We start from the raw sequence: 20,999 nt of genomic DNA, 5'->3' as shown, positions 1-20,999 counted from the left end.
CTCTTTTTTTGCTAATTATATTCAATTGGTTTACATGGTTTATTTTCTTTTATATTCCATTAATCGTTTATTGATCCAAATAGCTGCCTGGGTCGCATCACCCATCGCAATGGTTGCCTGTTCAGAGTGTGAAACAATATCTCCTGCTGCCCATACATTTTTAATATTTGTTTCCTTAGTGCGGGCATCGACTTTAATATGTCTGTTATTTTCTATATGCACACCAATTTGCTTGGCTAATTCTGTATGAACTTCATTCCCACCAAAGCCGATAAAAGCACGATCTGCTTTTAAAAATTCACCGTTTTTCAGGTAAACTCCTGTAAAGTGATCCTCTGATTCCTTTGATACTGATTCAATTTCTTCTTCCAAATACGTAATCTGATGTTCGTTTAGTTTTGAGAGAATATCGGTTGAAACAGCTGTTTTTTCGTGATTGATATAGGTAATATCATTTGTCCAATTTAATAAGGATACAGCAAGACTTGCACCGCTATCTCCTGCACCCATCACAATAATTTTTTTATCAATCGCTTCATACCCATCGCAATCTGTACATATATAAATAGTGCTGCCCAGGCACTCTCTTAGGTTAGGGATGGCAGGTATACGATCCGTAATCCCGGTAGCCAATAAAAGAGTCTTGGCTTGATGCGTTCCATTTTCGGTCGTCACTAGAAAGTCGTCGTCCTTTTTTGTTATCTGCTTCACATGAGTTTTCATAAAAGTAACTCCTGTTTCGGTTGCTTGTTGTTGCCCCTTTTCACGCAACTGCTCTCCACTGACACCTTCAGGCCATCCGATGATATTTCTGTAATCCTTGCATAAATTCGATCGTCCTGCTTCTTTAGAATCCAAGACTAAACAGTTAATTTGGCTTCTTCCCATCTGGATGGCAGCCTGGGTACCGGCTATCCCTCCGCCAATTACAATACATTCCCATGAATTTTTCATAATTATCACATATCCTCCTGCATAACTTCATCCTTAGTTTTTGGATGAACAAAAATATTATACCTGTCTATACCCATTCAAATTGGTTTTTGACAAACAATTTCTCTAAATGTGAAAATAAAGATATAGAAATAGAATGGAGGTTAGGAAGTTGGATCTTAATTTAGCAGGAAAAAATGCACTGGTGGTTGCATCCAGTCAGGGGTTGGGAAAAGCAATTGCGTTAAAGTTAGTGGAAGAGGGCGCAAATGTAATGATTACAGGCAGAAATGTGAGTAAGCTCAAAAGAGTGGCAGAGGAACTCAGTGGATTAAACAAAGAAGGTAAGGTATCTTACTGTGAAGCAGACATCATGAAAGCGGAACAAATTAAATATTTGGTAAATAAAACGGTCCAAGAGTTCGGAAGCATTGATATTTTACTCAATAATGCTGGAGGACCGCCGGCCGGGACATTTATGGAGTTATCTGATGAAGACTGGCAAAACGCGTTTGAATTGAATTTGTTAAGTTACATAAGGATTATTCGAGAGGTATATCCCCATATGAAAGAGAAGGGCGGAAGAATTTTAAATATGGCTTCTTCATCCGTAAAGGAACCGATTCAGGGATTATTGTTATCCAATACGTTCCGCCTCGGCATTACCGGATTAACGAAGACTCTAGCCTCCGAATTCGCAGAGGACCAAATATTAATTAATACGATAGCGCCTGGAGTTATCTCTACAGACAGAATAACTTATTTGGACGGAAAAGCGGCCGAGCGCCAGGGGATATCCATTGACCAAGTAAGAGCGAATGCCCAGCACCAAATCCCGCTAGGCCGATATGGAGAGCCTGAAGAATTTGCCAACTATGCAGTCTTCCTGTTATCAATGATAAATACGTATGTAACCGGCCAAGTGTTATTAGTCGACGGTGGGAAAGTAAAAGGATTTTAAAGATAAATAATAGACGCGAGAACCCGCAGAGCAGCATAGCGATCTTTGCAGGATCTCGTGTCATTTTTTATAGTTTAAGTTTTAGGTACTTATTAATTTGCTTGCTTATCAGATTTCATCTTGGAGGATACGGTGTTTTTTTTCATCAATACCAGGTTCGGAGCGATTCTGCCTCTTCCTAAGGCTGGGTTTGCAACAAACAGAGAGATCAGATTAGCCATCGTAAAGGCTGTAAAGGCAAGAACAACACCTGCAGCCATATCAGTCAGCCAGTGGATTCCCAGATAGATGGTTGAGAACATGATAATTCCAACACTGCCCGTCATGAACCATTTAAATGCCTTATTGTTCGATTTATAGCTTAAAAATAATAAAGTCAGTGAAATAGAATTATGCAAGCTCGGGAAACAATTATTTAATCCTGATACATTCCGATATTGACTCTCAAAGTCCGGATAGACCTCCGGGATTAAAAAGCTAACCTGACTATGAACAAACCAAACTTCATTAACGGGTAAAAAAAGATAAAAAGGTATGGCAATCAAATAATTTAAGCCGATGGCATAAATAAATGTATAGAATAGTTGTTTATTTTTTTGGATGAAATAAAGGACAAAAGATGTGGAAATTAAGGTGACGAATATGATGATATAGAAAAAAGTAGTTAGCTCTGTTAGCCAACTATGATTCAATAAATTTTGGAAATTGGCTAAAAATTGTCCTTCGTATTGTTGGATTATATGCGAATAATCCCCGATATGGATAAACTTGTTCTCAATTTTCAACTCAAGTTTATTGATAAGAAGTATAACACCCAGTAAGGCAAAATGAATCCATAATTTCTTATCTCTTCGACTGTCCCAAATTAGTTTAAACGCAACGAAAGGATTGCGTTTAGAAAGGACGATGACTAAAAAAATGGTCATAATCGTAATGGTCACAGCTATGGTAAACATAGATTGGTACATACGCAGTTAATCCCTTCTGATTCAATATATTCATAGTGTATATCTTATACGGTTTTGAGTAACAAGAGTAGTAAAATAGTTGGAATTTTTAAGTTTTTATTCATGATAAAGGATTTTTCTCTAAAAAAATATCTATTTAACTAAAAAGTTAAAGAAAAAAGAAAAACAATGAAACTTCTTTAAACTTGATTCGTATATACAAATATGGGAGACTTAGCCTATCAGAAAAAAATTATACCAGAATTACAGGAGGAATTATTTTGATAAAGAAAATGTTAACAGCGTTTATGTTGATTACCTTTGTATTTGCGCCGGTTGCTGAATCTACATTTGTAGGAACTTCACATGAAGTTAGTGCAAAATCATACCGTTCAGGCAAAAAATCTTTTAATTCGAATAACAACCAATCGAATTTCAACCAAAATAAATCAACTGTGAATAAGCAAAATTCATCAACTAACAGCAATGCTAAAGCAACTAAAACAAATTCATTTAATAAAGGCGGATTCATGAAGAGCATGATGCTTGGCGGTATCGCCGGTTTATTATTCGGCGGTTTGCTGGCTAATATGGGTGCTATGGGTTCTGTGCTTGGATTATTATTAAATGTACTTGTAATTGTGTTAATTATCGGGTTAATTAAAAAGATCTTCACACGTAACAACCGTCCAAGAAAAGAGGTTGACGGATCGTGGAGAGGATAAAAATATCAGAACAAGAGATTATTAATTCACTTTGTGTTTATATTGCTGCTAAAAAGCAAGTCAAACCTGAAGAAGTTGAAATTGAATTAATGTATGACGATGAATATGGATTCTCCGCAGAAGCAATTGTAAACGGAAGATCACAAATCCTTATTACAGCAAATATGATTGAAGCATTGCGTTTTTATATTGAGCATGAGCTTCAGATGGATCCGTTTGCTGCCGGTATTGAACTTGAATTAGATGATGATGAAGGCATTATCGCCTACGTCAATTAAATGATAAAAAGAGGCCCAGGCCTCTTTTTTTTATTTATAGAGTCATATAATCAGCATTCTTTACTTCAGCTTCTTAGCTCATTATTATTCTATTCAAAAATTGGTATGTACTATTATATATTTTTGGTAAATTATTAAAATATTCGTGACTTTCTTAATGATGGTCTCTAATATAAAAAGCATAGGTTATTATTTAAGCGCTTACATATTTGAGGAGGAAATACAAGATGCATCCTTATTTAAATGAAGAGCATGACATATTTCGAAGATCCTTTCGAAAGTTTTTAGAAAAAAGGGCCTATCCGTACTATGAGCAGTGGGAGAAAGAGAAACTGATTCCAAGGGAATTTTGGTCGCAACTTGGTCAAGAAGGATATTTATGTCCAGATTTACCTGAGCAGTATGGGGGACTGGAAACAGATTGGGGGATATCAGTTGTCATTAATGAAGAACTCGAACGGGTGGGATCGGGGACAATTGGGATCGGTCTTCATAATGATATCGTTGTCCCATATATAAATACTTTCGGTTCAAACGTACAGAAGGAAAAATGGCTTCCTAAATGTGTAAGTGGAGAGATCATCACTGCTATTGCGATGACTGAACCAGGTGCAGGATCCGACTTAGCCTCTATTTCAACCTATGCAGAATTAAAAGGAGATCATTATGTCTTAAATGGACAGAAAATCTTCATCACGAACGGTATCCATGCAGACCTTATCCTAGTAGCCTGTAAAACGGATTTGCACACTGTCCCTAAGCATAAAGGAATCAGTCTGCTTGTTGTCGAAAGAAATATGGAAGGCTTCTCAAGAGGACGTAAGTTAGAAAAGGTGGGCATGCATTGCCAAGATACAGCTGAACTCATATTCGAGGATTGTATCGTTCCAAAGGAAAATTTATTAGGTAAAGAGGGACAGGGCTTTCTTTACATGATGGATAAGCTTCAGCAAGAACGATTAATCGTAGCTATATCAGCACAGGTTGCCGCAGAGGATATGTTTCAGATGACGCTCGAATATGTGAAGTCAAGAAAAGCGTTTGGAAAGTCAATCAGTGATTTTCAGAATACCAAGTTTAAACTTGCTGAAATTGCATCTGACATAAAAATGGGTCGTGTATTTCTCGATCAATTAATTGCGGATCATATTGCCGGTAAAAATGTGGTCTCAGAAGTCTCGATGGCCAAGTGGAAATTAACAGATGCGGCAAAGCGCATCTCGGTAGACTGTATGCAGCTATACGGAGGATATGGGTACATGGAAGAATACAAGATTGCCAGACGATTTCGGGATACTCCTGTTAGTAGTATTTACGCTGGTACAAATGAAATCATGAAGACTATTATTGCCAAAAATTTAGGACTTTAAGGGATTAGGGAACAATCTCGTAGTTTAGGGGTATTCAAAGCCTCGAGAGGTCGATATTAAATTGATAGTAGGAAGGGGTAATTTAGAATGATGCATGTACCATTAACTGTGCACTCTTTATTGGAACGAGCTGAAAAATTTTTCCCAAAGAAAGAAGTGGTATCGAGAACCCATGATAAAGTACACCGATTAACGTATAAAGAAATCGGTGAAAGAACGAGAAGGCTGGCGAATGTTCTACAAAAACTAGATGTATCAAGAGGTGATAAAGTCGGTACTCTGGCTTGGAACCACCATCGCCATCTAGAAGCCTATTTTGCAGCACCTGGCATAGGTGCTGTTGTCCATACCATTAATATTCGCTTATCTGCTGAACATATCACATACATTATTAATAACGCAGAAGATAAAGTACTCCTGATTGACGAAGATATTGTACCTCTTATAGAAAAAATCGCCCCATCATTGACTACTATCAAAGCTTACATCATCATGACAGATAAAGTAGAACTCCCGGCAACAAGTCTTACTCCGATATTTTCTTATGAAGAACTCATAGAAACAGGGAATCCGGAAACCCCTTTTATAAAAGAATTAGATGAAAATGAGGTGGCTGGGATGTGCTATACATCCGCAACTACCGGATTTCCGAAAGGAGTAGAGTATACTCATCGAGGGATTGTGCTGCATAGTTTTGCGCTCGGTCTAGCTGATACAACAGCTATATCTGAACGTGATGTGGTCATGCCGGTAGTCCCAATGTTTCATGTGAATGCTTGGGGGTTACCATTTGCGGCTACTTGGTTTGGAACGACGCAAATTCTCCCTGGTCCGCAATTCAATCCAAAGTTACTGGCTGAATTTATCCAATCAGAAGGTGTAACCAAAACAGCAGGTGTCCCCACTATTTGGTTAGGTCTCTTACAGGAGCTTGAAAAAGGTACGTATGATACAAGCTCATTGGAATTTATTTTATGCGGTGGTTCGGCTGCACCAAAAGGGTTGATTAGGCAATTTGAAATCAAGTATAAGATACCGTTTCTTCATGCATATGGCATGACAGAGACAACTCCAATAGCAACTGTATCCAGACTGAAAAGTTATCAATTGGACTTAGACGAAGAAGAGCTGCTTGATATTAGAGCGAAGCAAGGGTTGCTTGTACCTGGTTTGGAGATGAAAATTGTTGGAGCAGAGGGCGAAGTTGAATGGAACGGAACAGATATGGGTGAATTAATGTTGCGTGGCAACTGGATCGCGGATGAGTATTATCGTGATGAACGGACTAGCGAGGCATTTAAAGATGGATGGTTATTGACAGGAGATGTAGCCACAGTAGACAAAGAAGGTACGATTAAACTTGTTGATCGGACTAAGGACTTAATCAAAAGCGGTGGTGAATGGATATCTTCGGTCGACCTTGAAAATGCCCTAATGGCTCATGAAGCGGTTTTTGAAGCGAGTGTCGTAGCCATTCCACACCCAGAATGGCAGGAAAGACCGGTCGGCTGTGTTGTATTAAAACCTGGATTTAGAGGGAAAATAACAGAAGAGGAAATTCGAAGCTTCCTTGAACCTCAATTTGCTAAGTGGTGGCTGCCGGATGTAATCATCTTTATGGAAGAAATCCCAAAAACCTCTGTTGGTAAGTTTCTGAAAGCAAAACTAAGAGAAATGATTCAGGATAGGGTTTCGAATAATTAGGCATTGTAGGAGAAGTCTAAACCTTAATTAAAGCAGCAAATGGTTTAGACTTTTTTTAACATATAAGTTGATGTGGCCGTCAAAGGTCATACATTAGCCTAATTAATTGGTATGATTTATATCATCCTGTAAACAATAAGAGGATAATTATGGTTTATTCTATAAAGGAGTGTACTTCATGAACCAATCATTAGCTTATGTACAGGAAATTTTATCAGCACACACAGAAGACAGCGAAATTGGGAAGAATATTTTTGATCGGATTTCAGACCGGAATTATAGTAGTGGAGAACTGTTTGCTAGAGACTTATCAGAGGATGAAAGCAGTTATCTCAACCGGATTCTAAAAGATGCCATAGAGTATTCAAACCAAGAACAGGACGAGGAAAGATCTGCGCATTTAAATAAGATTTATGAGCTGCTCTATTAAATGTCAAAAACCTGAAGGTGATAAACATAGTTGAGGGTTGAAGCTTAAAGCATACGCTTTAGGCTTCTTTTATTTTGAATACTCCCATATTCCTTCCGTACAATATCATTATTATAATCAGTTAGAAGATAGTAGCGAGTTATAGATAAATCTTTGTTTTAAAATAACGTTGTTTTTTCTCATTCCATCCTTTTAGGCAGTGAGGGCTACTCTTTTTTTAAATTAAATATTACGAATTGTATAAAAACAATGTTAAAATAGAACTATCCATCTAGAGCAAAAATGGTTCTTGGATGAAAATTTGATAGATCTATATTCTACTATTTGTATAAATAAATTATAATTAAAATACTATATGCACTAATTTAACGTTAACAAAAAGGTCTTATATAAGTTTTGATGCTTAGCCTTTATTAATTAGATTTAATCTATTAGATTGATATTAATGTCGTAAAGGAGATTACATACAATTGAATACAAAATATCTGGACTTACTTGTCCAAAAATATGATTGTGAAGAAAAAGTAGTGACGGAAATTATTAATTTGGAAGCCATCTTGAATCTACCAAAGGGGACGGAACATTTTGTCAGTGATTTGCATGGGGAGTACCAAGCTTTTCAACATGTGTTGAGAAATGGCTCCGGGAATGTAAAACAAAAGATCAAGGACCTGTTTCAAGATGTTTTATTAGAAAATGAAATAAATGAATTTGCGACATTAGTTTATTATCCTGAAGAAAAATTGAAGTTAATTAAAAATCAATTTAATAATAAAGAAGAATTAAATCAATGGTATGTCGTGACTATCGAGCGAATGATTAGGCTTATTTCTTATTCTTCTTCCAAATATTCACGTTCTAAATTGCGGAAAGCTTTGCCGAGCCAGTTTGTGTTTATTATTGAAGAACTGCTTTACAAAACCAATCAAATGAATAAGGAGAAATATTATAAAGAAATTGTCGAGCAAATCATCTCTTTAGGACAGGCTGATAAACTCATCATTGGACTTGCCTATACAACTCAGAGATTGGTTGTCGATCATCTCCATGTCGTGGGGGATATTTATGACCGCGGACCTGAACCTGATAAAATCATGGATACTCTGATCAATTATCATTCTGTTGATATTCAGTGGGGAAACCATGATGTACTATGGATAGGTGCTTTTTCTGGTTCAATGGTCTGTCTTGCAAATATTATACGTATATGCGCAAGATACGACAATCTGGATATTATTGAAGATGTATATGGAATCAATCTGAGACCGCTATTAACTCTTGCGGAGAAATACTATGATGACAATCCAGCTTTCAGACCAAAGGTACAACATTCGGATAAGAAGCTGTCTAAACATGAAACATTACAAATAACGAAAATTCATCAAGCGATTGCGATGATTCAGTTCAAATTAGAAATGCCGATTATAAAGAGACGTCCATATTTTAATATGTCCGAAAGGCTTTTGCTTGAAAAAATTGATTATGATAAGAATGAAATAACCATTTATGGAAAGACTTACTCGCTTGAAAATACTTGCTTTGCAACAGTCAATCCCGAGCAGCCTGATCAGTTATTAGAGGAAGAAAAGCAGGTTATGGAAAGATTATTATTCTCGATTCAGAATTCAGAAAAGCTGGCCAGACATATGAATTTTCTCATGAAGAAAGGGAGTCTTTATTTAAAATATAACGGGAATCTGTTGATACATGGGTGTATTCCTTTGGATGAAGAAGGAAATATGGAGAAAATGACCATTGAAAATAACACCTATTCAGGGCGAGAATTACTGGATGTTTTTGAACATTATTTACGGCATTCTTTTGCGCATCCGGATAAGACTGATGATCTGGCAACGGATATGGTCTGGTATTTATGGACAGGCGAATATTCATCACTCTTTGGAAAAAGAGAAATGACAACGTTTGAAAGGTACTTTATTGAGGATAAAGCAACCCATAAAGAAAAAAAGAATATATATTACCATCTGCGCGAGAATGAAGAAATTTGCCGTAAAATCCTCACTGAATTTGATTTAGATCCAGAAACGGGTCATATTATAAATGGTCATACACCCGTTAAAGAAATTGAGGGCGAAAATCCCATTAAGGCTAATGGTAAGATGATTGTAATCGATGGAGGTTTCTCCAAAGCATACCAATCAACGACAGGTATAGCAGGATATACGCTGCTATATAATTCCTACGGCATGCAGCTGGTTGCCCATAAGCATTTTAATTCCAAAGAAGAAGTTTTACTTAACGGGACAGATGTTTTATCGATAAAAAGATTGGTAGATAAAGAATTGACGCGTAAAAAAGTTAGGGAAACTAATATTGGTGAAAAAATTATACAGGAAATTTCGATTTTAAATAGTTTGAGAGAATATCGGTATATGGATTGACGTCAGCAGCAACTTCATATGATAAGAGTTCAGCCAGAACATTCTGGTTGAACTTTTTTCTTTTTATAAAGGTTGTAAAACATTTTATGTATCACTTATTTAGTGAAAAACTTGAATGGGCGAGAATAAATGAAAGCTTGGTGAAGGCGATCCATAGACACTTGATTTAACCAAGAACGCGGGTTTGCTCTTACCTGCCCCTCTTTTGAACGAATGTAGACTGCTGAGGACAGTCTTTTTTTTGATGTAGAGTACCACCTTTCACTATCCATCAATCACTTTCCAAAAAATCATCTTCTTTGGTTAATAGAGCAAGCTTATAGAGTTCATCGGCAACTCCTTCGCAAGGAAAAGAACCAAACTGGGCCTTTTTCATATGGTAGTAGTAAGCATTTGGTTAAATGCCTATTTTGACAGAGGGGGCATTTGAATGGAGATGGAATTGGCCCAGATCCATTGGATCTATTTGTTGTTTATTGGTGGAATTATCATTTTGATGGCAATGCGCAGGGATACGTCTCTTTTTTGTATAATCGGAATATTTGTGATCGCGATTCTAACCACAGAGAGCTTAACTACTTCAGTGAGTGGCGTGTTTGATAGTTTTATTTATGCGATTGGGGAGCTCCTGCCGACCATCTTGATTATTTGCATTATTGTGTCTCTTGGCAAGGTTCTGACTGATACAGGAATTAATGATAGGATGATTTACCCTTTTACAAAATTAATGAAAACTCCTTCGTTATCGTTTTGGACAATAGGGATTGTCATGATGATCTGCTCCTGGTTTTTTTGGCCTTCACCAGGAGTGGCACTGCTTGGGGCTGTTCTTCTTCCAGCAGCTTTACGGGTTGGTCTGCCAGGTTTAGGTGTGGCAATGGCAATGAATCTATTTGGCCATGGAATCGCTTTATCTGGTGATTATGTCATCCAGGCTGCGCCAAAATTAACAGCAGATGCAGCGGGGATTCCGGTCAGTGAGGTTATGGAGGCCAGTATACCTCTGGTTATTACGATGGGTATTGTTACTACTATAACTGCTTTTTTCATGTTAAGAAAAGATATGAAGAAAGGTGAGCTGGTTGTAGAGGTTCTTGATGTGCAGCAGAATGAAAGGGAAAAGGAGAAATTGCTATCAGCCACACAACAAAAATCATTTGCTGTTCTGATTCCTCTTTTGTTTATTCTAGATGTGGTGGCAATGTCTCTCTTTGATCTTCAGGGTGGGGAGGCAACATCACTCATTGGTGGTACAGCCATTATGATATTGATCCTGCTTACTCTCTTTGCCCATAAATCGAAAGGGTTGGAGGAGACCACAGCGTATTTGATAAAAGGATTCCAGTTTGGATTTAAGGTTTTTGGTCCTGTCATTCCGATTGCTGCCTTTTTTTATTTAGGGGATGCGGGATTCGAGGCTGTATTCGGTGATCGACTCCCGAATGGGTCTGAGGGTATCATTAATGATATTGGGACTGCTCTAGCCGGTGCGATACCGATTACAAAGGAAATCGCAGCTGTCACTGTGACCGCTGTTGGAGCCATAACCGGGCTTGATGGTTCAGGATTTTCAGGGATTTCATTGGTCGGATCAGTGGCTCAGTTATTTGAGCATTCTCTCCATACTGGGGCTGCTACCCTGACTGCTCTTGGACAAATAGCAGCCATTTGGGTTGGTGGAGGAACTTTAGTGCCATGGGCGCTGATACCTGTAGCTGCTATTTGTAATGTCAGCCCTTTTGAACTGGCACGACGAAATTTAGTGCCGGTGGTGGTTGGGCTTATCGTTACGACCATTGTGGCGATGTTTCTTATATAAATAGAGATCGCTTCTCTTACCATTTTCATTAAAGTGAGGAGGGTTAGAATTAACCCTCCATTAACTACCTGCTGTTTAATCGTTTTAGCAGACAGAAGATGCCTTTTGTTATAGGGATAGCGTGAAGCTGAAAGTAAGCTTCTCTTCATTAAATGATAGTTACAGTCTGTTAGTAGTTATTGAGGTAGTCTGCTGTACCTATTTATGAGAAATTCTGTAAATAATGTTGACAAATCATATGTGTATGGTAGGATTAATTTTAATAAGTTCTAAAAAGGTCAGTGAGGGCTTCTGTTATTGGTTAGAACAATAACCGACGGGAGGATTCAAAAGGGGGGAAGACCAGCTGAAATCGACTAATTTGCAGGACGTCATGGATCAAATAGAAATCATGTTATCTACTATTAAATTTGGATCAGTTACGCTAGTTGTCCAGGATGGGAAGGTCATCCAAATTGAGAAAAATGAAAAGGTTCGCCTTCCATCCTCTTCACAAATTCATAAATCCTAATAAGCTTGCTGACTAGATAAACTAGAGGCAGTCTTTTTCTACTTTGTAGAGATAGACTGCCTTTTTTTGTACTTGCAGCCAAACAAAGCTTCATGAAAGGGGCATATTGCTTCATGATTCAATCGATTAATTGGCATAAGTTATCGGATTCAGTTTCTATACAGGATGAAACAAAGGGGGCAAAGACTGCTCTTGAATGGGCGTATCAAATGTTTAGCGAAAACAAAATCGTCTATGCATCAAGCTTTGGTGCAGAAGCAATTGTCTTAATCGATTTGATTAGCCAAGTTAAACCAGATGCCTCCATTGTTTTTTTAGATACAGGTCTTCATTTTCCGGAAACATATGATGTCATTAACCGTATCGAGGAGAGATTTAAAGAGTTAAAGATTGAGAGAAAACAACCAGAAATGACTCTTGATGAACAAAGAGAACAATATGGGTCAGCCCTGTGGAAAAGAGAGCCAAACAAATGTTGTGAAATCCGCAAAGTGATTCCATTGAGAGAAACCTTGATGTCTAAGGAAGCGTGGATATCTGGTCTGCGCCGAGAACAGTCTCCAACCAGGGCAAGAACGAATTTTTTTAATGAGGATAAAAAGTTTGAAAATATCAAAATATGTCCGCTTATTCATTGGACATGGGACGAGGTATGGGCGTATATCCATGAGCGTAATCTTCCTTATAACCACTTACATGATCAGGGCTATCCAAGTATAGGATGCTTCCCATGCACACAAGCTGTTCTTGATGGAGGAGATAGCCGGAAAGGTAGATGGAGCGGAACGGGAAAAAACGAATGTGGACTTCACACAGAGTAAAGGGGGGAGAGAGGCATGTTAACGATTGTTGCCGTAGTGATTGGTTTGTTCTTTGCTATGAATATTGGAGCAAGCGGCGCTGCGGCATCCATGGGTATTTCTTATGGATCTGGAGTTATCAAGAAACCAATCATCGCTTTAATACTGTGCGGGATAGCAGTATTTTTCGGAGCCTGGCTAGGCGGAGGAGAAGTTGTTAAAACATTGGGAAGCGGGATTGTTCCTAAGGAAAGTTTTACGATTTCCATTGCGCTTATCGTGCTTGCATCGGCTGCCTTATCCCTGTTTCTAGCGAATATCTTAGCTATTCCACTCTCTACCAGTGAAGTAACAGTCGGTTCAATAGTAGGAGTGGGCATTGTTTATCAAACCCTTTATGTGGAAAGCTTTGCATGGATATTTATGTTTTGGATTTTGACTCCTCTAATTGCCTTTACTGTGGCAGTTTTAGCAGGGAAGTTTCTACAACTTCCCTTTGTAAAGAAATGGGTGCAATCAAAAAAAGCTAAGCCAATCTTAGCCGTATTGGTCGTTATTATGGGATTGTTTGAAGCTTTTTCAGCGGGAATGAACAATGTAGCAAATGCCGTGGGGCCTTTAGTAGGAGCAAATGTTTTATCCACGGGCTCAGGTATTTTTTGGGGAGGTCTATTTGTAGCGATTGGGGCTATCCTTTTAGGTCGGGGAGTACTTGAAACAAATGGGAAGAAAATTACCGATCTACGATTAGAAGAGGGTTGTATCATTTCCGGTACAGGAGCCGGGATTGTGATGGTGGCGTCGATTTTTGGTATCCCCGTCCCATTGGTACAGATCACAACCTCATCCATTATTGGAATCGGCTTTGTTAAGCAAGGAGTTAGTGTACTGAAGAAGGATATTGTTATCAGACTACTGACTGTTTGGGTTGTATCGCCTGTTCTTTCCATGGTTCTTTGCTTCACACTCATTCAGTTACTAATCGAAAAAAATATGTATCCAATTGTCATCATGGTTGGACTGCTTATTTCTGTATTTGGTGTGAAATATTTAAACAAAAAAGAAAAGGAAAACATCTTACTGACAAAATAAAAAATAATGAAAGAGGGAGATTACTTGTCTTTGCCAAAACCACACGGAGGAACGCTAATTTCTGCTTATAATCCTGATTATGATACTTCAACGATCAAAAAGAAGATAAAGATTGATGCAATAAGCTACAGCGATCTAGAGCTAATTGGAGTAGGACTATTCAGCCCGCTCACTGGTTTTCTGAACAAGGCAGATTATGAATCAGTAGTGGAGAAGATGAGGCTGGCCAATGGAATTGTATGGTCTGTTCCCGTGACCTTGCCGGTATCAGAGCAGGATAAGGAAGCGATTGAAGAGGGAGAAACGATTAGACTCATTTTTAATGGAGAAACAGTTGGAGTTATCACAGTTTCTGAAATATATGAGCCTGATTTATCTAAAGAAGCCAGAGAGGTTTATAAAACAGAAGAGGATGCTCATCCGGGTGTTAGGCGTTTGTATGAGAGAGGCTCCTATTATGCGGGCGGTGATATTGTACTTTTCAAAAAGGCAGACAAAAATGTCGCAGCAGATGTTTGGTTTGAGCCAAAAGAGACGCGTGCGTTATTTGAACAAAAGGGCTGGAAGACGATTGTTGGCTTTCAAACGAGAAATCCGGTTCATCGTGCGCATGAGTATATTCAAAAGGCGGCGCTTGAGACAGTAGATGGGCTATTTTTGAATCCTCTTGTAGGGGAAACGAAATCAGATGATATCCCAGCAGATGTTCGCTTAAAAAGCTATCGTGTACTTTTGGAAAATTATTATCCAAAAGAGCGTGTTCAGTTAGGGGTTTATCCAGCTGCGATGAGGTATGCTGGCCCACGTGAAGCCATTTTCCATGCAATTGCGCGTAAAAATTTTGGCTGTACCCATTTTATTGTAGGGCGTGATCATGCTGGAGTCGGTGATTACTACGGTACATATGATGCTCAGTATATTTTTAATGAGTTTACGGAGGAAGAGCTTGGCATTAAGCCATTATTTTTTGAACATAGTTTTTACTGTCAGAAATGTGAGGGAATGGCATCAGATAAAACATGCCCGCACAACCGTGAAGACCGAGTCATTCTCTCAGGTACAAAGGTGAGAGAATTATTACGCTCAGGGCAGCTTCCGCCATCGACTTTCAGTCGTAAAGAAGTGGTAGAAGTACTTATTGAAGGCTTGAAAGAAAAAGAGAGTGTGTGAGGGGGAACTATTTGTGGAGAAGGCAACCAATATAACGTGGCATGAAACGGCTATTACGAAAGAAGAGCGGCATGTGCAGAATGGGCATGGAAGCTGTGTTTTATGGTTTACGGGACTATCTGGTTCCGGAAAATCAACGATTGCCAATGCGCTCTCGAGCTTTTTATATGAACAACGAATAAGTGAATATGTTCTTGATGGCGATAATATTCGCCATGGTCTGAATAAGGATCTTGGATTTTCAGATTCCGATAGAAAAGAGAATATCCGTCGTATTGGAGAGGTGGCGAAGCTCTTTGTTGAAAGCGGAACAATTGTGACATCTGCCTTTATTTCACCATTTCGCTCTGATCGTGAACAGGTTCGTTCTTTATTTGACGAAGGAGAATTTATTGAAGTATTCGTGGAATGTCCGATTGAAGAATGTGAACGGCGGGACCCGAAACAACTGTATGAGAAGGCGCGCCGCGGGGAAATCAGGGATTTTACAGGAATTGATTCCCCGTATGAAGCACCACTAGAACCAGAGATTATTATTCATTCAAATAAAGTAGGAATAGACGAAGCGGTAAGTCAAATTGCTAGTTATCTAGTATCGAAGAAAATAATTTAAGGGGGGATTGATGAGATGGCTTATGAAAAGTTTTGGGCGAATAACGAGAAATTGAATAAAACAGAAGTAGTAAAGCTTGAAAAGGATGGTCTTCGCATATTGGATGATATCCCTGAATATGCTCAAAAAGGTTTTGCTTCCATTCCGAAGGATCAATGGGATTTGTTTAAATGGGCGGGTCTTTATTTACAACGTCCAAAGGAAGATGGTTATTTCATGATGCGTGTGAATGTCCCATCAGGCATCCTTAAAAAAGAACAGTCGGTTGTACTTGCTGAGATTGCCCGTGATTACGGACGTGGGGTCTTTGATATTACAACTCGTCAGGCTATCCAGTTTCACTGGCTTGAGATTCAACAGATACCGGATATTTTTAATCGGTTAGAGGCAGTTGGATTATCAAGTGTTGGAGCTTGCGGAGATATTACAAGAAATATTGTCGGTAATCCAATCACGGGAATTGATCCAAATGAGTTGTTTGATACATCAGCAATCGTAAAGGAAGTCTTTGACTTCTTCCAAAACAATGAGGATTTCTCCAATTTGCCGAGAAAATATAAAATGTCAATCAGTACAAATTTAAACAATGCAGCTAACGCCGAAATCAATTGTATATCTTTCACTCCAGCGGTTAAAGAAGTAGATGTAGTTCAAAAGAAAGGCTTTCATTTGAAACTTGGCGGCGGTTTATCTTCTCGCCCATTCTTGGCTCAGACACTTGATGTGTTCATTGAACCTGAGCGAACATTAGAAGTTGCAGTAGCGGTCACGACTATTTTCCGTGATTACGGCTACCGGGATAAACGCCATTTGGCTCGATTGAAATTTCTGATGGCAGATTGGGGACCAGAAAAATTCCTGGATAAAATTAAAGAGCATACCGGTCCACTGTCAACACGAGGAGAAGAGCCGGTGGGAGACTGGAATGCCGGATATTTTTATGGCGTACATGATCAAAAGCAAGAAGGCCTAAAGTTTTTGGGATTTAATGTGCCAGTTGGACGCCTTGATGCAGATGAAGTCTTCGAGCTTGCAAGAATCTCAGATAAATATGGGAATGGAGAGATTCGTACATGTAACTCACAGAATTTAATTATTCCGAATATCCCAACTGAAAATGTAGATGCTTTGTTAGATGAACCGATTTTTAAGAGGATCACGATTAAGCCAAATTCATTTATCGGTCATGCGGTGTCCTGCACAGGCATTGAATATTGTAATCTTGCATTGGTGGAGACAAAAGAGCGGATGCGATTAATCGCAGAAGAACTTGATCAAAAAATTCAATTGGACGTACCGGTTCGTATGCATATGGTAGGCTGTCCAAATTCTTGCGGTCAGCGGCAAATTGCTGATATTGGATTGCAGGGTATGAAGATGCGAAATACCAATAAAGAAATGGTGGAAGCCTATGAAATCTATGTCGGCGGAACCCTTAATGCTGGCGGAGAATTTAATGAAAAGCTAAAAGGTAAAATTCCAGTTGAGAGTTTGACGGGTGTTCTCTTGAAGCTATTAACCTATTTTAGAGAAGAAAAGTTTGCAGGTGAATCCTTTTATGATTTTAAGCAGCGTATTGGATTGGCTGCTTTTCAAAAGACACTGGATTCCATTCTTGGAGTTGGTTCAAATGGCGTTTCTATATAGGTTTGAAGTGAGCTTCATAGAGAAAGAGGTTATGGCAATTATTGTGGCTGCTACTGATGAGGAAGCGTTTAAACATCTGGATGTGGAACTTGAGAAATTTTATTTGAAGATGCCAGTTGTAAAAGATGTGACCTTAAGGGAGAAGAAACGGATAGGCAAAAATGCCGGATTTATTTTAGATGCTGATGAGAGAGGGTGGTAAGGATGGTAGGGAAAGTATACTTAGTTGGAGCGGGACCGGGCGATCCTGATTTAATTACAATAAAGGGGATGCACTGTTTACAGGAAGCAGATGTTATCCTTTACGACCGTCTTGTCAATCCGGAATTATTGAACTATGCGAAGAAGGATGCTCAGCTCGTGTACTGCGGAAAACTACCTAATTATCATACAATGAAACAGGAAACAATTAATCACTTTCTGGTGAAGTATGCTAAGCGCGGGCATCGCGTCGTCAGGTTAAAGGGTGGTGACCCATTTGTTTTTGGGCGTGGCGGCGAGGAGGCAGAAGAGTGTGCGAAAAGTGAAGTGCCCTTTGAAATTGTGCCGGGTATTACCGCCGGAATTGCAGCCTCTGCTTATGCAGGTATACCAGTAACACATCGAACTTTAAGCAAAAGTTTTGCCTTTGTGACAGGTCATCAGGCGGGGGATAAGGAGGCTGAACAACAATGGGAACACCTTGCAAAGGCAGTCGATACCATTTGTATTTATATGGGCGTAACCCATCTTCCTTCTATCATTCAAAAGCTGCTTAATGCAGGTAAATCTTCTGATACACCAATTGCGCTTGTTCATTGGGGAACATATGCCGAGCAGCGAACAGTTACAGGGACCTTATCAACCATTGAAGGTATTATGAAGGAAGCCGAAATAGCTAATCCAAGTATGATCATTATAGGTGAAGTGGTGCGTCTGCATTATCGTTTGAACTGGTTTCAGGAAGAAATTCTTCCTCATTTGCCGGTCGTCCACGGATAAGAAAAGGAGGGCTAGGATGCGAGCGATTCTTTATATTGGCCATGGAACACGTTCTAAAAAAGGAGCAGATGAGGCGAAGGCATTCCTGAATCGTGTCATCGAGGCAGTGAGTGCAGAAATACAAGAAATCAGTTTCTTGGAGCTGACTAAACCGTTCATTGATGAGGGGTTTACTCGCTGTGTCGAAAGAGGGGCAACATCCATTTGTGTTGTCCCTGTTTTTCTCTTATCCGCAGGCCATATCAAAACGGATATACCCCAGGCACTTAAGCCGTTAAGACATAAGTATCCTCATATCCCGATTGAAATGGCAGAACCGTTTGGTGTTCATGATGACATTTTGAATGCGATGATTGAGCTTATTAAGGATACGGTACCAAAGGCATCAGAGGAAGATTCTATCCTCATTGTCGGAAGGGGAAGCAGTGATCCTGCCATCCATCAAAGTTTTAAGGAGATTGCTAATGGGGTTAGCGCCAGGCTTAAGACAAACGATGTGCATGTTTGTTATTTAGCTGCGACAACGCCGACATTTCTAGAAGGAATGGAACACCTATGCGGGGAAGCGAAAGGAAGAGTAATCGTCGTCCCTTATCTCCTTTTTGAAGGGCTGCTTTTGTCTGAAATGAGAGCAGAGGTTCAAAAGAGAAATAAGAATGGTGAGTCTGTCATACTTACTCCTGCTCTTGGAAAACATCCGACAATGCTAGAAATCATGACAAAAAGAGTTAGAAATGAGGAGGTACAGTATGCAGCCGCTCATCATTGATTTAAAGGGAAAGAGAATCATCATTGTTGGAGGAGGAAGAGTTGCAGCACGAAAGGCTAAGGTACTCTCGGCTGAACAGGCAGATATTAGCTTTATCGCTCCTGAAATATCAGAGGAAGTACGTCAGCTTGCTGAGGATCATGGCTATTCGTTGCTTGAACGGGCGGCCTTGCCAAGTGATTTCCATGAGGCCATGCTAGTGATATTAGCAACTAATAATAGGGAAGTAAATGCTTCGTTAGCCCGTATTCTGCCTGCTAATCAATTAGTTTGTGTCGTCGACGAGTCAGGAGATGGAAACGTAACGTTCCCTGCTACTGTTAGGCGTGGCCATTTACAAATTGCAGTCACCTCCAACGGAGCCAGTCCAAAATTGACACGCAAGCTAAAAAAAGAGCTTGAGCAACAATTTGATGAATCATGGATTAGCTATACAGCATGGCTTAATGAAATGAGGCAAACCGTTAAGCAGCTTGAAATCCCATTTGAGGAAAAACAACGAATCCTTTTAGAGATTCTTGAGGATGAATATAGGGATAAATGGGTTCGTGACGGATTAACACTGGAGAAGATTGCAGAAAAAACCATGTTGGAGGAGCTAAAAAGGTAATTCAAAGCAAAAGCTAGGTTATTTCAAGAAGATGAATTCTGCTATTTTGCAGGAGCATCTTTTTTTATTACTCTGTTAAAGATGAATGTTGATTTATTAGAAAAACGGGACTTCCAATTTGATGGAAGTCCTGTTCGTTATTGTCTCATTGAACTATCGCTACCTTAGGATGTACAGAGGTTCACAAATCGAACATCAACTGATTTACCTTATTTTCAATACTTTTGCTTTAAATTCGGTTAATTGAAAAATTTAGAGACTCTAATTATTTCTTCAGTAGGAGTCAGCGTCGCTTCGGCAATACTTTTTCGACTGTTGGCTAAGTATTGTTTAATTAAATGATAACCAATTGTATATCCAGCATTCTCTGATAACCCAACTGGATGATACCCTCGTTTTTTAGCAACCTCATCCCCAAACAGATAAGCTGATACTTCACCAAAACCTTTAGTTTTTCGCCCCTCTTTTATCACTTCAATTGAGTATTCCATCTCTTCTTTGTCAAAATCTGAAATCCAAGGTCCAATAAGCTCTACTCCGTACATTTCTTCAGCAAAACATTCAGCTAAGCCTTCCAAGACTAAATATTCTTCGACAGTCACATCTCCGTGATTGAATGGTTCAAATGTAAAACGAACATTATGATTAAATTCGTGTGCAAGAGCAGATTTTAAACGTTTCTTATTAAAGTCATTAGGAATAACCATTAGCATAATATATCCTGGTATTCCACCGAAACCTGAATATCCTTTATTTACTTTCATTTCTTGACTATCTTCATCCCCTAAAAGAATATTTACATTGATTTTTTTCAGAGGAATCAAATAATCTATCTTTTCAAATTCGTAAATTCCTTTTACAAACACTTCTTGATAATCATCAAAAATTTTAGATTCTATAAGTTTTGGCAGATTATCCTTAACTTGTTGAATAGATTTTCTTGGAGTCCAAATCCCTAACATTTCCGATGCCATAACAACATCGTATCCATTGGATTGCGTTGCTTTTAACGGTACATTTAAATAATCCCACATCGTTTTCATTGGTTGCATCAATTCAAAACGAAATGAATTCTCATTAACATTCCCTGATAAACACTTATCATAGAAATCTAAGCTATTGATCAAGTTGATTGTTACTTTTTCCATAATTTCTCCTCCTTATCTAATAGCTTAATCTTTGACATTCCGTTAATGTAAGAATTTCATTATTCATTTTTCTTGATACGTCTATCAGT

At 38.8% G+C, this 20,999-nt stretch carries 21 protein-coding genes; 18 read left to right on the top strand and 3 right to left on the bottom strand.

What is annotated here, in order from left to right:
* Window positions 1-39: 39 nt before the first annotated feature.
* Window positions 40-954: an NAD(P)/FAD-dependent oxidoreductase gene (locus AC58NB_RS08975; protein WP_497426485.1), complete on the bottom strand. Its 915-nt coding sequence runs from the start codon at window positions 952-954 to the stop codon at window positions 40-42.
* Between the two features lie 151 nt (window positions 955-1,105).
* On the opposite strand from AC58NB_RS08975, the gene AC58NB_RS08970 reads away from it, so the two are divergent.
* On the top strand, window positions 1,106-1,894 hold the full coding sequence (locus tag AC58NB_RS08970) for an SDR family oxidoreductase (protein WP_497426484.1): 789 nt from the start codon (window positions 1,106-1,108) through the stop codon (window positions 1,892-1,894).
* Between the two features lie 92 nt (window positions 1,895-1,986).
* On the opposite strand, the gene AC58NB_RS08965 is transcribed toward AC58NB_RS08970, so the two are convergent.
* Window positions 1,987-2,850 (bottom strand): phosphatase PAP2 family protein, encoded by an 864-nt coding sequence (locus AC58NB_RS08965; protein WP_497426483.1) that lies wholly within the window; start codon window positions 2,848-2,850, stop codon window positions 1,987-1,989.
* 272 nt (window positions 2,851-3,122) lie between these two features.
* On the opposite strand from AC58NB_RS08965, the gene AC58NB_RS08960 reads away from it, so the two are divergent.
* The 17 genes from AC58NB_RS08960 to AC58NB_RS08880 all read left to right on the top strand — a co-directional run bounded on the left by AC58NB_RS08960 (window position 3,123) and on the right by AC58NB_RS08880 (window position 19,762).
* Window positions 3,123-3,566 (top strand): hypothetical protein, encoded by a 444-nt coding sequence (locus tag AC58NB_RS08960; RefSeq protein WP_497426482.1) that lies wholly within the window; start codon window positions 3,123-3,125, stop codon window positions 3,564-3,566.
* Entirely contained in the window at window positions 3,554-3,844 is a 291-nt protein-coding gene (locus tag AC58NB_RS08955; RefSeq protein WP_497426481.1) for a YxcD family protein, read from the top strand. Before AC58NB_RS08960 ends, AC58NB_RS08955 begins: the two co-directional genes overlap by 13 nt.
* A gap of 227 nt (window positions 3,845-4,071) precedes the next feature.
* The gene (locus AC58NB_RS08950) at window positions 4,072-5,214 is read left to right on the top strand and encodes an acyl-CoA dehydrogenase family protein (protein WP_497426480.1); all 1,143 of its coding nucleotides are present in this window, start codon (window positions 4,072-4,074) and stop codon (window positions 5,212-5,214) included.
* A gap of 87 nt (window positions 5,215-5,301) precedes the next feature.
* On the top strand, window positions 5,302-6,918 hold the full coding sequence (locus tag AC58NB_RS08945; RefSeq protein WP_497426479.1) for a long-chain fatty acid--CoA ligase: 1,617 nt from the start codon (window positions 5,302-5,304) through the stop codon (window positions 6,916-6,918).
* A 178-nt stretch (window positions 6,919-7,096) separates the two neighbouring features.
* Window positions 7,097-7,348, top strand: a complete 252-nt coding sequence (locus AC58NB_RS08940) for a sporulation protein (protein WP_497426478.1) — start codon at window positions 7,097-7,099, stop codon at window positions 7,346-7,348.
* 470 nt (window positions 7,349-7,818) lie between these two features.
* On the top strand, window positions 7,819-9,750 hold the full coding sequence (gene fbp, locus AC58NB_RS08935) for a fructose-1,6-bisphosphatase (protein ID WP_497426477.1): 1,932 nt from the start codon (window positions 7,819-7,821) through the stop codon (window positions 9,748-9,750).
* Between the two features lie 430 nt (window positions 9,751-10,180).
* On the top strand, window positions 10,181-11,569 hold the full coding sequence (locus tag AC58NB_RS08930; RefSeq protein ID WP_497426476.1) for a transporter permease: 1,389 nt from the start codon (window positions 10,181-10,183) through the stop codon (window positions 11,567-11,569).
* A 373-nt stretch (window positions 11,570-11,942) separates the two neighbouring features.
* Window positions 11,943-12,080, top strand: coding sequence for a YezD family protein (locus tag AC58NB_RS08925; protein ID WP_497426475.1), 138 nt, complete (start codon window positions 11,943-11,945; stop codon window positions 12,078-12,080).
* A 113-nt stretch (window positions 12,081-12,193) separates the two neighbouring features.
* The gene (locus AC58NB_RS08920) at window positions 12,194-12,901 is read left to right on the top strand and encodes a phosphoadenylyl-sulfate reductase (protein WP_497426474.1); all 708 of its coding nucleotides are present in this window, start codon (window positions 12,194-12,196) and stop codon (window positions 12,899-12,901) included.
* A gap of 15 nt (window positions 12,902-12,916) precedes the next feature.
* Window positions 12,917-13,972 (top strand): sulfate permease, encoded by a 1,056-nt coding sequence (cysP, locus tag AC58NB_RS08915; protein ID WP_497426473.1) that lies wholly within the window; start codon window positions 12,917-12,919, stop codon window positions 13,970-13,972.
* A 24-nt stretch (window positions 13,973-13,996) separates the two neighbouring features.
* Complete coding sequence (sat, locus tag AC58NB_RS08910; RefSeq protein WP_497426472.1) at window positions 13,997-15,142, top strand: sulfate adenylyltransferase; 1,146 nt, start codon at window positions 13,997-13,999, stop codon at window positions 15,140-15,142.
* Between the two features lie 13 nt (window positions 15,143-15,155).
* A complete protein-coding gene (cysC, locus tag AC58NB_RS08905) occupies window positions 15,156-15,755 on the top strand; it encodes an adenylyl-sulfate kinase (RefSeq protein ID WP_497426471.1) in 600 nt (199 codons plus the stop codon).
* 15 nt (window positions 15,756-15,770) lie between these two features.
* On the top strand, window positions 15,771-17,402 hold the full coding sequence (locus AC58NB_RS08900; protein ID WP_497426470.1) for a nitrite/sulfite reductase: 1,632 nt from the start codon (window positions 15,771-15,773) through the stop codon (window positions 17,400-17,402).
* Window positions 17,386-17,604: a DUF3906 family protein gene (locus tag AC58NB_RS08895; RefSeq protein WP_497426469.1), complete on the top strand. Its 219-nt coding sequence runs from the start codon at window positions 17,386-17,388 to the stop codon at window positions 17,602-17,604. The genes AC58NB_RS08900 and AC58NB_RS08895 overlap by 17 nt, the downstream gene beginning before the upstream one ends.
* A 2-nt stretch (window positions 17,605-17,606) precedes the next feature.
* Complete coding sequence (gene cobA, locus AC58NB_RS08890; protein ID WP_497426468.1) at window positions 17,607-18,383, top strand: uroporphyrinogen-III C-methyltransferase; 777 nt, start codon at window positions 17,607-17,609, stop codon at window positions 18,381-18,383.
* Window positions 18,384-18,399: 16 nt separating this feature from the next.
* Window positions 18,400-19,152, top strand: a complete 753-nt coding sequence (locus tag AC58NB_RS08885) for a sirohydrochlorin chelatase (protein WP_497426467.1) — start codon at window positions 18,400-18,402, stop codon at window positions 19,150-19,152.
* Window positions 19,133-19,762: a precorrin-2 dehydrogenase/sirohydrochlorin ferrochelatase family protein gene (locus AC58NB_RS08880; protein ID WP_497426466.1), complete on the top strand. Its 630-nt coding sequence runs from the start codon at window positions 19,133-19,135 to the stop codon at window positions 19,760-19,762. Before AC58NB_RS08885 ends, AC58NB_RS08880 begins: the two co-directional genes overlap by 20 nt.
* Before the next feature lie 239 nt (window positions 19,763-20,001).
* Here the strand turns inward: AC58NB_RS08880 and AC58NB_RS08875 are convergent, their stop codons facing one another.
* Window positions 20,002-20,910 carry a DUF2268 domain-containing putative Zn-dependent protease gene (locus AC58NB_RS08875; RefSeq protein ID WP_497426465.1) on the bottom strand — a complete coding sequence of 303 codons (909 nt, stop codon included), beginning with the start codon at window positions 20,908-20,910 and terminating at the stop codon, window positions 20,002-20,004.
* Between the last annotated feature and the right edge of the window lie 89 nt (window positions 20,911-20,999).

This window comes from Pradoshia sp. TA40_28 (assembly GCF_059694525.1).
The sequence above is the reverse complement of the archived record's forward strand: the minus strand, read 5'-3'. Positions and strand labels throughout refer to the sequence as shown.

Coding starts and splice junctions, on each gene's coding strand:
- AC58NB_RS08975 (WP_497426485.1), bottom strand. CDS start 954: ATGAAAAATTCATGGGAATGTATTGTAATTGGCGGAGGGATAGCCGGT.
- AC58NB_RS08965 (WP_497426483.1), bottom strand. CDS start 2,850: ATGTTTACCATAGCTGTGACCATTACGATTATGACCATTTTTTTAGTC.
- AC58NB_RS08950 (WP_497426480.1), top strand. CDS start 4,072: ATGCATCCTTATTTAAATGAAGAGCATGACATATTTCGAAGATCCTTT.
- AC58NB_RS08945 (WP_497426479.1), top strand. CDS start 5,302: ATGATGCATGTACCATTAACTGTGCACTCTTTATTGGAACGAGCTGAA.
- AC58NB_RS08940 (WP_497426478.1), top strand. CDS start 7,097: ATGAACCAATCATTAGCTTATGTACAGGAAATTTTATCAGCACACACA.
- AC58NB_RS08930 (WP_497426476.1), top strand. CDS start 10,181: ATGGAGATGGAATTGGCCCAGATCCATTGGATCTATTTGTTGTTTATT.
- AC58NB_RS08925 (WP_497426475.1), top strand. CDS start 11,943: ATGGATCAAATAGAAATCATGTTATCTACTATTAAATTTGGATCAGTT.
- AC58NB_RS08920 (WP_497426474.1), top strand. CDS start 12,194: ATGATTCAATCGATTAATTGGCATAAGTTATCGGATTCAGTTTCTATA.
- cysP (WP_497426473.1), top strand. CDS start 12,917: ATGTTAACGATTGTTGCCGTAGTGATTGGTTTGTTCTTTGCTATGAAT.
- AC58NB_RS08900 (WP_497426470.1), top strand. CDS start 15,771: ATGGCTTATGAAAAGTTTTGGGCGAATAACGAGAAATTGAATAAAACA.
- AC58NB_RS08895 (WP_497426469.1), top strand. CDS start 17,386: ATGGCGTTTCTATATAGGTTTGAAGTGAGCTTCATAGAGAAAGAGGTT.
- cobA (WP_497426468.1), top strand. CDS start 17,607: ATGGTAGGGAAAGTATACTTAGTTGGAGCGGGACCGGGCGATCCTGAT.
- AC58NB_RS08885 (WP_497426467.1), top strand. CDS start 18,400: ATGCGAGCGATTCTTTATATTGGCCATGGAACACGTTCTAAAAAAGGA.
- AC58NB_RS08880 (WP_497426466.1), top strand. CDS start 19,133: ATGCAGCCGCTCATCATTGATTTAAAGGGAAAGAGAATCATCATTGTT.
- AC58NB_RS08875 (WP_497426465.1), bottom strand. CDS start 20,910: ATGGAAAAAGTAACAATCAACTTGATCAATAGCTTAGATTTCTATGAT.